At 37.9% G+C, this 12,896-nt stretch carries 13 protein-coding genes; all 13 read left to right on the top strand.

Annotated features, from left to right (window positions below):
* The first annotated feature begins 14 nt into the window (after positions 1–14).
* Positions 15–1,157, top strand: coding sequence for a phage major capsid protein (locus T479_RS15520; RefSeq protein ID WP_025220142.1), 1,143 nt, complete (start codon positions 15–17; stop codon positions 1,155–1,157).
* A gap of 45 nt (positions 1,158–1,202) precedes the next feature.
* The gene (locus T479_RS15515; protein ID WP_025220141.1) at positions 1,203–1,439 is read left to right on the top strand and encodes a hypothetical protein; all 237 of its coding nucleotides are present in this window, start codon (positions 1,203–1,205) and stop codon (positions 1,437–1,439) included.
* Positions 1,439–1,771 (top strand): head-tail connector protein, encoded by a 333-nt coding sequence (locus tag T479_RS22940; protein ID WP_025220140.1) that lies wholly within the window; start codon positions 1,439–1,441, stop codon positions 1,769–1,771. Before T479_RS15515 ends, T479_RS22940 begins: the two co-directional genes overlap by 1 nt.
* The gene (locus tag T479_RS22935) at positions 1,749–2,081 is read left to right on the top strand and encodes a phage head closure protein (RefSeq protein WP_025220139.1); all 333 of its coding nucleotides are present in this window, start codon (positions 1,749–1,751) and stop codon (positions 2,079–2,081) included. Before T479_RS22940 ends, T479_RS22935 begins: the two co-directional genes overlap by 23 nt.
* On the top strand, positions 2,082–2,486 hold the full coding sequence (locus T479_RS15500) for an HK97-gp10 family putative phage morphogenesis protein (protein ID WP_025220138.1): 405 nt from the start codon (positions 2,082–2,084) through the stop codon (positions 2,484–2,486).
* The gene (locus T479_RS15495) at positions 2,483–2,827 is read left to right on the top strand and encodes a hypothetical protein (RefSeq protein WP_052599513.1); all 345 of its coding nucleotides are present in this window, start codon (positions 2,483–2,485) and stop codon (positions 2,825–2,827) included. The genes T479_RS15500 and T479_RS15495 overlap by 4 nt, the downstream gene beginning before the upstream one ends.
* 20 nt (positions 2,828–2,847) lie before the next feature.
* Positions 2,848–3,432 (top strand): major tail protein, encoded by a 585-nt coding sequence (locus T479_RS15490; RefSeq protein ID WP_025220136.1) that lies wholly within the window; start codon positions 2,848–2,850, stop codon positions 3,430–3,432.
* A 72-nt stretch (positions 3,433–3,504) separates the two neighbouring features.
* Complete coding sequence (gpG, locus tag T479_RS15485; RefSeq protein ID WP_025220135.1) at positions 3,505–3,816, top strand: phage tail assembly chaperone G; 312 nt, start codon at positions 3,505–3,507, stop codon at positions 3,814–3,816.
* Between the two features lie 195 nt (positions 3,817–4,011).
* Positions 4,012–9,009 carry a phage tail tape measure protein gene (locus T479_RS22930; RefSeq protein ID WP_025220134.1) on the top strand — a complete coding sequence of 1,666 codons (4,998 nt, stop codon included), beginning with the start codon at positions 4,012–4,014 and terminating at the stop codon, positions 9,007–9,009.
* A 15-nt stretch (positions 9,010–9,024) separates the two neighbouring features.
* Positions 9,025–9,903, top strand: coding sequence for a phage tail domain-containing protein (locus tag T479_RS15475; RefSeq protein WP_025220133.1), 879 nt, complete (start codon positions 9,025–9,027; stop codon positions 9,901–9,903).
* Between the two features lie 2 nt (positions 9,904–9,905).
* Positions 9,906–11,003, top strand: coding sequence for a siphovirus ReqiPepy6 Gp37-like family protein (locus tag T479_RS15470; protein ID WP_025220132.1), 1,098 nt, complete (start codon positions 9,906–9,908; stop codon positions 11,001–11,003).
* Positions 11,004–11,005: 2 nt separating this feature from the next.
* Complete coding sequence (locus tag T479_RS15465) at positions 11,006–11,905, top strand: hypothetical protein (protein WP_025220131.1); 900 nt, start codon at positions 11,006–11,008, stop codon at positions 11,903–11,905.
* A complete protein-coding gene (locus T479_RS23775; protein ID WP_025220130.1) occupies positions 11,905–12,894 on the top strand; it encodes a hypothetical protein in 990 nt (329 codons plus the stop codon). The genes T479_RS15465 and T479_RS23775 overlap by 1 nt, the downstream gene beginning before the upstream one ends.
* Positions 12,895–12,896: the final 2 nt, after the last annotated feature.

The following is a 12,896-nucleotide window of genomic DNA, read 5'->3' as shown; positions in this document are numbered from 1 at the left end:
AGGAGGGCATATAAATGCCAACATTATACGAATTAAAACAAAACATGGCTACTATTGGTCAACAAGTAGCGAAAATTGATACAGATTTAACAGCGAAAGCTATTGATCCACAAGCAACACGTGAGGAAATTAAAGGCTTACAAGAACAAAAAGCCGATATGCAAGCACGTTTTGATGTAATCAAGGCACAGCATGACCAAATAGAGGCAGAACAAAAGGCGAAGTTTGCTCAAAATTCATTAGCACAGATTGATGATCCGAAACAAAAACGCACAGAGGCGTTTGCCTCTTTAGTACGCTCTACGGTGCGTAATCAGCCAGTTGAACATGAAATTTATGCTGCATTGGGTGATAACACAAATCCAGCAACTGGTGGTGAAAAATTCTTACCTAAAACAGTTGCACAAGAAATCATTACTGAACCAATGGTTAAAAATCCAATGCGTGAGTTGATTACGGTTACTAACATTGTCAACCTTGAAATCCCTAAACTGGCGTACACAATTGATGACGACAATTTCATCGCAGATACTGAGACAGCTAAGGAATTAAAGCTAGAAGGTTCAACAGTGACATTTGGTCGCTTTAAATCCAAAGTATTTGCAGGGGTTTCTGAAACTGTTCTTGCAGGGACACATACAAACTTAGTTTCACATGTTGAAAATTCATTACGTTCTGGTTTAGCTGCAAAAGAAAAGAAAGTACAGTTTGCAGCAACACCAAAAGCTGGTGAAGAGCACATGAGCTTCTATTCAACGCAAAATGCAATCAAAGAAGTAGAAGGTGCAAATCTTTATAAAGCTATTAAAGCTGCTATCGCTGATTTACATGAAGATTATCGAGAAAATGCAAAAATCGTTATGACTTTTGCTGATTACTCGGAAATTATTGAAACATTAGCAAATGGTAATGCAACATTATACGCTGCACAACCAGAGCAAATTTTAGGTAAGCCAGTCGTGTTTGTGGACGCTGCAACAAAACCAATTGTTGGTGACTTCTCATACGCACACTTAAACTACGATTTAAATGTACTTTACGAAACAGATAAAGATGTTAAGACAGGCGTAAATGCTTTCGTTTTAACAGCATGGTTTGACCACCGTATTAAATTAAAGTCTGCATTCCGTATCGCGAAAGTAACTCCTACTCCTTAATAAAAGGAATAGGGGTTTTTATTTTAACGAAAGAAGGTGAATTAAATGCAGTATGAAGTAATTAATCGATTTCAAGAAAAATACCATGATGGCCATGTTTATGAAGTAGGGAAACCTTATCCAGCCGATGGTGAAAAGCTCGTCAAGGCACGTGCTGAGTCTTTAACAGAAATCCATGAAGAATATGGGGTAGCATTCTTAAAAGCTGTAGAAGAGCCTAAAAAGGCTACTGCAAAGCAAGCACCTAAAGAGCCTTCCACAGATGAAAAGAGTGATGCTTAATGCAATTACTTGATGAACTAAAAGAATATTTACGAATTGATGGGGATGATGAAAATCGTTCCCTTTCTACTTTTATTCAATCAGCACAATCTTACCTTGAAAATGCAGGGGTTAAGCAACCAGTTGACTACTATTTGAGTGTGGAGGGCAAAGACGTATTTGCACAGCATCGATTAGCCATTATGACGCTCGCTACACACTTTTATGAGAATCGTATAGCAATTACGCCATCCACAATTAAAACGGCACAACAGCCCATTCCTTATGGTTTACAGTCGATGATTCTGCAGTTGAAGTGGGTGAATCCTAATGAATTATCAGTACAACAATAATGCTGCTCGATTAAATAAACGTGTTACATTCTTTAACCCACCAGGGCAAATCGTAAATGGTTGGCCGAGTCAAGATTGGACACCGTATAAAAAATTATGGGCAGAAGTAAAATCGCAAAAAGGTTACAAAGTTTTTAATTCAGACGCTACACAATGGCAAGGTAAACGGATTGTGGGTATTCGCTATCGAAACGATATTCATGAAGAAATGCGGGTTGAAATAGCAGGCAAGTTTTATGAAATTGAATCGTTAGTGAATGATGACGAACGTAACCAATGGCTCACAATCATTGTTACGGAGGTGTTGTAAGTGCGCTTAGAACTTAATGGGATGGAAGCAACACTACAGAACTTAATGAATTTGCCACTAGAAGAGGAAGACGAAAATAGAGCGCTTAATAAGGCTGCTAAAATTGTCAAAGAAGCTGTTATTGAGGAAGTACCTGTAGATGACGGAACATTAAAGAAGAACATAAAAGCTAAACGTGCAAGAGATGGAGAAGCTAAGGTTCACACTGGAGGAGCTTATCATTCGCATTTAGTTGAGTTCGGGCGTTCCGCAGGTAGTAAATACGCTCTTAAAAACGGCAATCATCAATTAGTAACATGGGGTGCTACAGCACCGAATCCATTCTTCACTCGTGGCCTTGAAAGAAGTAAGGAAACAGCAATAAATGCTATGGCTGATGAAATTAGAAAGGCGTTGAGATTATGATTGATATTGTTGAACATATTCCGAATACACTTACGTCTTTAAATTTGCCAGTCATTTTTAACAGCGTTCCAACAGGCTCGAAAATTCCTAATCAATATATTACGTTCTTAGAAGTTAATGCAAATCCAGCCCTTGAAGCAGCGGATGTAGAGTTTGAAATAAAGCGACTTATTCAAGTAAACGTTTGGTCGAAAACAAACTACTATCAACTTGTGGAGGGCATTAAAAGATTAATGGAATCAGCAGGTTATGAACGAACATTTGAATACGATGCACCAAAACAAGAAGGCGATTCGCACTTTAACAAAGTGTTGCGATTCGTCTTTTTTGATGAATATTAAAACAATAGGAGGTCATGTAAATGGCAGCGACAACGGTAAATGAAAAACCGCAAAAAATTAGTTTAAAAAGAATCCACTATGCTTTAATGACAAATGAACAAACTGAAACATGGGGTGACGTTAAAACATTAACGATGCCCATTTCATTAACACTAACACCTAACTTTTCAGAGGCATCCTTAGATGCTGGGGATCGCGTAGTGGACCAAGAAGCACAAATGGATTCCATTACAATTGCAGGTGAAACCGCTGATTTACCAACGAAAGTTTTAGTTGATTGGTATGGACATAAAATGTCTGCAGAAGGTGGTATTATCACCAACTCAAATGATTCACCTAATGCTATTGCTATCGGATTTGAATCAGGATCTAAATTGGTTTGGTTCTTCAAAGCAAAATTAAAGCCGGGTGAAGAATCCAATGCAACACGTAAAAAAGGCGAAACAAACTATAAAGTATATCCATTTAGTGGTGAAGCTTTACCGTTAATTGACGGGAATATCAAACATACAGTTGATACGCGCGATGAAGGGGTAACAGCTACGGCAGAAACATTCTTTGCTTCAGTTGCAAAACCTACTGAACCAACCGTTCCTACTCCTTAATACAGAAGTCCTTTCGAGGGCTTCTTTTCTTTTAAATAAAATTACGTAACTAACGAAAAGGATGGATGAAACATGCAAATCACATTACGAATTAACAATGAAGAAAAAACTTTTACAAACGACTTTATCAAGGCACGTATTTTCCGAAATGCTCTAAAGATGAATGAAGAAATGCGCAAAGAAGGTAATGAAATTTCAGTAGTAACATTTGATGAAATGATGGGCTTTATAGTTAATGTCTTTGACAATCAATTTACTGTGGATGAATTATGGGACGGACTAGAAACTGGTAATTTCCAAGATGAAATCATGCGAGTATTTAACAGCGTACTTAATATGGGTGGATTAGAAACTAAGCCCTCCACAGATAATGAGGGAAAGTAAGAAGTCCATATCAGAGTATTAAACAGTTTTATAGAAGCCTGTTGAAAGAGGGCTATAAATTACATGAAATCGATGAAATGGACATCCATTTTTGGTTTGAGCTTTCAGATGAATATGAAGAAATAGAAGAAGTCACAGCCGACGAAATTTCGTGGTTGTGATTTTTATTTTTTGCCAAGAAGGCGGTGAGAATATATGGCGGAAATCGGTTCTTTAGAAGTCAGTCTTAGTCTAAATGCAGCTAATTTTAACGGCTCAATTGCCCAAGTGAATAGAAGAATGACAGCAATGGGAAGTGAACTAAGGGCTTTATCGGAAAGAGGAGATGCTTATGGTAGATCCGTAGAAGGTTTAGGCCAGAAGCAGAACATTCTAACTCGTCAATTCGATGCGGCAAGTATAAAGCTACAGGAGCAACGTCGCCGTTATGATGAATTAGTAGCTAGTGGAACAGCGTCAGAAGCTGCAATTGAACGACAAGCAAACGCTGTTAACCAGGCACAAGCTGAATACAATCGATTGGAACGACAACTCGGAGAGGTAACAGAAGAATTGCGTGTTCAATCTTCCCAATGGACACAAGCAGGTCGACAATTACAAGAAGTCGGTAACAAAATGCAAGCCATAGGGGGCAATCTTTCTTCACTAGGTAAAGACTTATCGATGAAGGTAACTGCGCCTATTGCTGCATTAGGTGCAGGTGCATTTAAAGCGGCCGTTGATTTTGAATCAGCTTTTGCAGGTGTTCGTAAAACTGTTAATACAAGCGAAGAAGGATTCAAAAAACTTGAACAAGGCATACGTGATATGGCGAAGGAACTACCCGCAAGTGCATCAGATATTGCTGCAGTGGCTGAATCAGCAGGTCAATTAGGAATTGCAGAAGATAAAATTTTATCTTTCTCGCGGACGATTATTGATTTAGGGGAATCCACCAACTTAACACGCGAACAAGCAGCTACAGAGTTTGCTCGTTTTGCCAATATCGTAGGTATGAGCCAAGACAATTTTGATCGTTTAGGTTCTTCGATTGTTGGACTAGGTAACACAATGGCTACAACCGAAGCAGAAATCATGTCTATGGGAATGCGTCTAGCAGCGCAAGGTAAACAAGTAGGTATGTCAGAAGCGCAAATTATGGCGTTAGCAGGTACTATGTCCAGTTTAGGTATACAAGCTGAAATGGGTGGTACTGCGATGACAACTGTGCTTAAAAAGATGCAAACAGCCGTAATGGATGGTGGAGCAGCTTTAGGAACGTGGGCAGAAGTCGCTCAAATGTCTAGTAGTGAATTTAAGAAGCTTTATGACGAAAGTGCTATCAATGGTTTAGATGCTGTTATCAAGGGTCTTGCCACTATTTCTTCACGTGGTGAAAACCTTGCAGTAGTACTAGAGGATATGGGCATCAAAGGTATATACGAATCAGATGTAATGATGCGTATGGCCGGAGCTAGTGATTTACTATCATCCGCGGTAGCAACGTCCACAGATGCATGGAAAGAAAATACAGCATTATCAAACGAAGCTTCACAACGATATGCTACTACGGCATCTCAAATGGCAATGTTGAAAAATAAAATCGTGGATATTGGAATCACTTTAGGTAACATCTTGATACCAATGGTAATGAGCGTACTTGATGTGATACAACCATGGATAGAAAAATTTGCAACACTTAGTGAAGGCACTCAAAAATTAATTGTTATTATCGCTGGAATAGCCGCAGCTATAGGACCAATAATTGTTGTGATTGGAACACTCATATCCAGTATAGGGACTATTGTTTCTACAGTTGGAACGTTTGCATTAGCAATAGGTGAGGCGGGCGGAATTGTAGCTTTACTGACTGCTAAACTATCATTTTTAGCACCTGTATTTACCGCGCTAACTGGACCAATCGGATTAACTGTTGCAGCTATAGGAGCAATTGGAACTGGGTTAGTTATAGCTTATAAAAAAGTGGATTGGTTCCGAGAAGGCGTTTTAGATACATGGGAAAAAATAAAGAACCTAACTAGTAATGCTTTTTCTTCAGTAAGTAATTTGATAAAGAATTACATTGATGATGCTGTAAAATTCGCAACAGAAATCATGGATCAATTCAAAGCGTTTTGGGAAGAAAACGGTAAAACAATTACTGCAATAGTTCAATTATATTTCGGACAAATAAAAGCGAACATTGAAGCAGTAATGATGATTATCAAAGGGATATATGAAGCTGTTTGGCCTGTTGTAACAGGTATTTTTAAAATCGCTTGGGAAACGATGAAATTAACAGTGGGTAATGCGTTAGATGTAATCCTTGGAGTTATTCAAACTGTAATGAAACTAATTCAGGGTGATTGGAAAGGTGCATGGGAAACTATTCAACAAACCGCAATAAATATTATGGATAATGTTAAGGAGTATTTCCAAAATGTTGATTTAGTGCAAATAGGAAAAGACATTATTCAAGGATTTATTGATGGTATTGGAAGTATGATCGATGGCGTTAAAACAAGTGCGTCGTATATGATGAGCCAAATCCAAGAACAGTTTACTGAAAAATTTGAAGAACTTAAAACAACAATTACTGATTGGTTTACATCGATACCTAGTGTGATTGAATCAAAGTTAATTGAATGGGGTACAGCCATTTCAAATTGGTTTACAAGCTTACCTGAAAATACAGCTACTAAATTAGATGAATGGTGGACATCCATTTCTGATTGGTTTACTAGTGTCCCTGAAAAAATATTTGCTAAGCTAGGAGAATGGGGAGTAGCAATACTCAAATGGACTGATGAACAAAACGAAGAAAACAAAAGACAATTCGATGAGTGGTGGACGACCATCTCAGATTGGTTTACTGACATCCCAGGGAAAATTACCACCAAATTAGAAGAATGGGGGGCAGCCATTAAAAAATGGTTCGAGGAAATACCGGGAACCATAGCAGAAAAGTTAAGTGAATGGTGGACAACAATTACTGATTGGTTTACTAACACATACCAAGAAATAACCAAAAAACTAGAAGAGTGGGGAACAGCATTTAAAAAATGGTTTGAAGATATGCCTACTAACATTAGTAAATGGTTATCAGACTGGTGGACGAAAATATCAACATGGTTTAGTGAAATTCCTGAAATGATCACTACCAAACTTGAAGAATGGTGGACTGCAATTAAAGAATGGTTTGAGGGAGTACCAGATAAGCCAGAAATAAAAAACATGGGAAAGAACATGATTGATAAGGTATCTGATGGTATTACAGAAAAGAAACCAGAATTACTTGATAGGTTAGGGGAAATTATTGTTGATGTTGCATTGGGGGCTTTAGCTGTAGCAGGAGTTGCATTATTAGCTACAGGTCGTGAAATCATCAAACGACTAATTGATGGTATTCAAGAAGCTAAGACTCTTCTAGAAACCAAAGTGAAAGAAATAAAAAGTTTGATAGAAAATAAAATTAAAGAAGTCAATTTACTTCAAATTGGTAGAGATATTGTAAATGGCTTAATTAAAGGGATTGGTGAAAAGTTTGAAGGTGTAAGACAAAAAGTTGAAGAATTAGCTAGTAAATTACCAAAATGGGCTAGAGATAAGTTAGGGATTAAATCGCCATCTCGTGTCATGATGGAAGTCGGTAGATGGACTGGCGAAGGTCTAGCTGTAGGTATTGAATCAACCCAAGCCCGTAATGAAAGTGCAATGAAAGAACTTGGCCAACTACTAATTGATACAACAAAGTCCAACCAAGCTGAAGTAACTAAAATAGCGGATGAAGCTGAAAAAGAGCGTACTAAAATTCAACAAGATGCAGCTAAAAAGAAACTTGAAATTGAAAATAAATTAGGTGTAGATCTTAAAAAAGCAAACAACACAATAAGCGCTAAGAAAAAAGGTGCTACAGCAAATGACAATATCAAGATTCAACAGTTGAAAGAAAATGCGAATGCAAAACTTTTAAAGCTTGAACAAGACACGCAAGAAAAATTAAAAAAGGTCAACAACAAAGCTTGGTCTGATATGGTCAAAAAAGAAGAACAAGCGTCTGGTGAGCGATTGAAGGTTCTTAAACAATACATTGCTGACAAAGATTCATCAAACGAACTTTCATTGGCTACTGAACAACACATTTTAGAACAGTCATTAAAGCTGTTTAAAGATGGCACAGCAGAGAAAATTGAAGTTCAAAAAATGTATAAAAAAGTTACTGAAAGTATCAATAAAGAAAAAGAGTCCATTGATAAAACTTACGTTGATAACGTAAAAAAACTAAATGATGATTATATCAAAGAAGAAGAACGATTAACTAAGGTTTATGAAGACGAATTTGAAAAGCGTAGAAATGCTTACTATTCATTTGCTGGTTTATTCGATGAGGTTCAGAAACGAGATGTTACCGGTGCCACTCTTATTGCTGCTTTACAGTCGCAAGTTACGGCTTTTGAAGATTGGCAGAAGAATATAGCGAGTCTTGCTTCAAAGGGCATTAACGAAGGGCTACTCGCTGAATTACAAGCAATGGGGCCTAAAGCTGGTGCAGAGATAGCGGCATTAAATACTTTGACAGAGGAACAATTAGCCGAGTACACAGGACTGTGGAAGGCAAAGAATGAACTAGCACGTACGCAAACTGAATCAGAGCTTACAGAGTTGAAACAAAATACAGAAAAACAAATCAATGAGTTGAAAATTAAAACTTCTGAACAGTTACGTATTTACCAAAATGAATGGCGTAACAGTATGATTGCATTAAAAGGAAATGTAAAAACGGAAATGGGTGAAATGCCTGATATCGGTGTTTATGCTGTCAGTGGTTTAATTAATGGAATGCTGTCTAAACAAACAGATCTAATTAATGCTGCACAATCACTTGCTGCTATTGTTTCAAGTGCATTTGCAACAGCATTAGATATTCATAGTCCATCACGTGTTATGCGTGGTTATGGTGTGAATATTGGTGAAGGTCTTGTATTGGGTATCAATGATATGGTTGGAAAGGTTGCAGGAGCTACTAAGCGATTAGCGAAAGCTGTAACAGATGGTTCTTATAAATCGGGACCAGGAGCAACTACATCGTCTTCCACAACACACAATACAGAAAATAACTATAACCTAACAGTGAATAGTACTAAGCCACTTGATCCATACGAAACAGCTAGATTAAGCAAAAACGGTTGGAAAGAGATTGCATTACAAATTTGATAACGAGGTGAAAATGTGAGAACATCATTTGGCTTTAATGAAAAATTAATCTTCCACAATAACAAGGGACAGTCATTAGAAATATCAGTGACGAGTCCTTTTTTCTTGCAATCAGCAGATGGTATTGACTCGTTAGAAAATGAATTTTATAACGTTAAAAACTATAACGAAGATGGCACAAACATTAAAGGTTCCAGTGTTCGCGAAAGGAATATTGTTGTGGGGGGCCAGTTGAGACGACAGGATAAAGAAATGAATCGGCAAAAGTTAATTCGTTTCTTTAATCCAAAAAACAAGTTTACATTAGAGTTCACAAACGGTGACTTCACTCGCTTTATCGATTGTCGTGTAGAAAAATCACCTGTCGTCAGTAAACATATATGGCCAGAGTTTATGATTTCGTTTTTATGCCCCAATCCTTGGTGGTACACAGAAGAACAAAAATATGAAATTGCTATGTGGGTGGCAGCCTTTGAATTTGAGCTTGAAATAGATGCGGAAGGAGACGGTATTGAAATGGGCTATCGTGAACCGAATAACGTGGTTAATGTATTCAATGATAGTGATACTGCATCCCCTTTACGCATTCAATTTAAAGCTATTGGAAGTGTGGTTAATCCGTACATCGAGGTAGTGGATACAGGAAGAATTGTAAAAATAGAAGCTACCTTAAAAGGTGGGGATGTTGTTACTGTTAATACAAAACGTGGGGATGAATATGCAATCCTTGAACGTAACGGCCAACAAATAAATTACTTCAATTATCTTTCTTATGACTCCGATATTCAATTAAGTGTAGATGTTGGAGACAATCTGATTCGCTATGATGCTGCTGAATTTGTATCTAATTTAGAGGTGTCTATTTACTTCACACCTCAATTTGTGGGGGTGTAGCGATGCTCTATGTATGTAATGAGAAATTTGAACGTCTAGGATACATTGGCAACTTCTCGTATTTACTGTGGAGGAAAAAGTATGGTCCTGGTAGTGAGGCGGAATTACATGTAGATGTAACACCTAAAAATATTGAACAACTGAAAAAGGGTAATATTATTTTCCGTCAAGATGATGACGAGGCTATGTATATTTACTATCGCCAATTTGATGACAGTAATGGTGTGGATCAGTTAGTTATAAAATGCTACTCACTTACAAGGTGGACCGATAGAAGAATACTATGGAGGCAATATGATTTTTACACAACTCCTGAATTGATTATGAGACAACTAATTAACGAAACGATGGTTAGCCCTGCTGACCCAACTCGTAAAATCGCCCAAGTGAAACTTGCTACAGTGAAGAATATCGGCAAAGCCATTCAACAACAAATATCCTATAAGCAAGTTTTTGAGGTGTGTGAAAATTTATGTACAACTCATGATATTGGAATGCGCTGTTTATTCGATGGACGAACACTCAAATATGATTTTTACGAAGGGACAGACAGAACGATTAATCAAAGTTTGAATCCTCGTATTATCTTGTCAAAGAATCGTAGTAACTTGCTTAAGCGAACGTATGAGGATGCTGATAATGATTTAAAAACAACAGCTCTTATAGGCGGTGCTGGTGAAGGTCCAGCTCGTAAGATGGCGAGCATCGGGGCATCTATTACAGGGTTAAATAGACGTGAAATATTTATTGATGCACGAGAGATTTCGGATACAAGAGATGGTGACGGTGAGCAGATACCGATTCCAGACGGTGAATACAACAATTTACTTGTAGCTAAAGGCAAAGAGAAGATTGCAGAATATACGGAGTTCATCGGGTTTGATTGCGAATTAGATGTGACCAAAGAAAATACAAAATACAACGAAGATTTCTTCTTGGGTGATTTAGTCACGATTAAAGATGATGATTTAGGAATTTTAATGAATAGTCGTGTGATGCAAGCAGATGAAGTATTTCAGGAAGATGGAAAATCCATCTACGTGACGGTTGGTAAATCAGTGCCTACCCTTCCACAGGCTATAAAAAGGATGGTGAAGTAGTAATGATGAAATTTGGGATGTTTAACTCCATTAATGGAGATAGACGATATAAAGCAGAAGATTTTGCCCAGTACTTTGCCACGTTTATTGGCAATGGTATTTTCGTTAAACCTTCTGATTGCTTACAGATTCGAGCAAATGGAGATTCAATGAGTGTAATTGTTCGCCCAGGTAAAGCGTGGGTCAATGGTTATTATTTAATTAATGATGAGGATTATAATTTAGCTCTTTCCGCTGGAGATACAACACTTAATCGTATTGATCGTATTGTCATTCGATTAGATTTTATTCAAAGAAAGATGAGTGTGGAGGTCAAGAAAGGTGTGCTCTCTGCTTCACCTGTTGCACCAACATTAAAGCGTGATGCAGATGCCTACGAGTTAGCGTTAGCAGATGTGTATATTGCTAAAGGTGCCCTAACAATTAATCAAGCTGCTATTACGGATACACGATTAAACAATAACTTATGTGGTCTAATGCATAATCCAATTTATCAAGTAGATACAACTTCAATCTTTAATCAGTACCAACAATGGTTTGATGATTATTCAGTTACAAAAGCAGCCGAGTTCTTACAATGGCAAAACAAAGTGACTAGTGAACTAGAGGCATGGATTGATGCACAGGAGAAGGACTTTGAAGCATGGAGACAGGCAGAAGAAGCATTGTATTACACGTGGCTAGAAGGACGTAAGAATAACTTCGACGAGTGGTTTGCCACTGTAAAAGATATTTTGAATACAACAGCAGATGGGAATTTATTAAATAAATTCAATGACCATGAGGATGCTAGTATGCCTCATAAATATCTAGATAGTAAGGATAACAAGCTCTACAAATATGGCTTGCAACGTAACCCATTGTTAAACTGTGTAGCTTTTATTTACGAGGAGGATGTGTAATGCCAAATGTAATAAATTTACCAACATATGAGCAAATTGAAGAAGTGAAAAATACCGTTGAAGGATTACCTTCTAAGGTTGCTCAAAAATCAGGGCACGCTATATTTACTGAGCCTGGTGTCTACACTTTTAATATTCCAGAAGGTGTAACTAGATTTCTAGTAACTGGCTTTGGAGCAGGCGGGGGCGGTGCAGGAGGAGCTGGTGGTGGAGCTGGTGGTGGGAGTCAGAGTAATCAACCAGGTGGCTCTGGTGGAGGTGGTGGCGGAGGAGGTAATGGAGGACATGGATCATTCGGTTTTAAAATTCCTGTTTCTGTGCCATTAAATGTAACCGAAGTAATTGTAACTATTGGTGAAGGTGGTGCTGCTAGTGTTGGGGGCAAAGGTGGAGTTGGGGTTATTAATTTAACCGGAAACTCAGGACAATTACCTCAAAAAGGTTCAAATGGGACACCGACATCTTTCGGCACATACCTAACATTTATGGGTGGCACTGGAGGTAATATACCTGCATCAGAAGCCAAAGGTGGGACCAATTCAACATTTACAGGTACAGCTAATGTAGCAGGGTTAGGTGGCGTCGGTGGTCAAGGTAGTCCCTATACGAATCACACTACAATGACAACAAACGGGGTTACTTATGAAAAAACAATAAATTTACTACCAAATATGTATGTTTGTAACATAACTTCAAACAGTGGAAGTAATGCTGGTTCTAACGGAAATAATGGCGGGGGCAATGTTGGTATAGGTGGTACACCTATGTCATTTGCAAATAATGCCTCTGTTGAAAGAATTTTAATTAATAATTACATCCGTTTATTTTATTCATTACCTAATGAAAATACAGGGTTAGGAGGAACAGGAGGAAAAGGCGGAAATGGAGGAATTGGAGTTAGTATTCAAGGAATCCCCGGAGGGAATGGAGAAAAAGGGCAAGATGGAACTGCTGGTAATTCAGGTTTACTACTCATTGAGTGGGGGTGATA

Origin of the sequence: Lysinibacillus sphaericus (assembly GCF_000600105.1) — a bacterium.
GTDB lineage: Bacteria > Bacillota > Bacilli > Bacillales_A > Planococcaceae > Lysinibacillus > Lysinibacillus sphaericus.
This window is presented reverse-complemented; position numbering and strand designations above follow the sequence as displayed.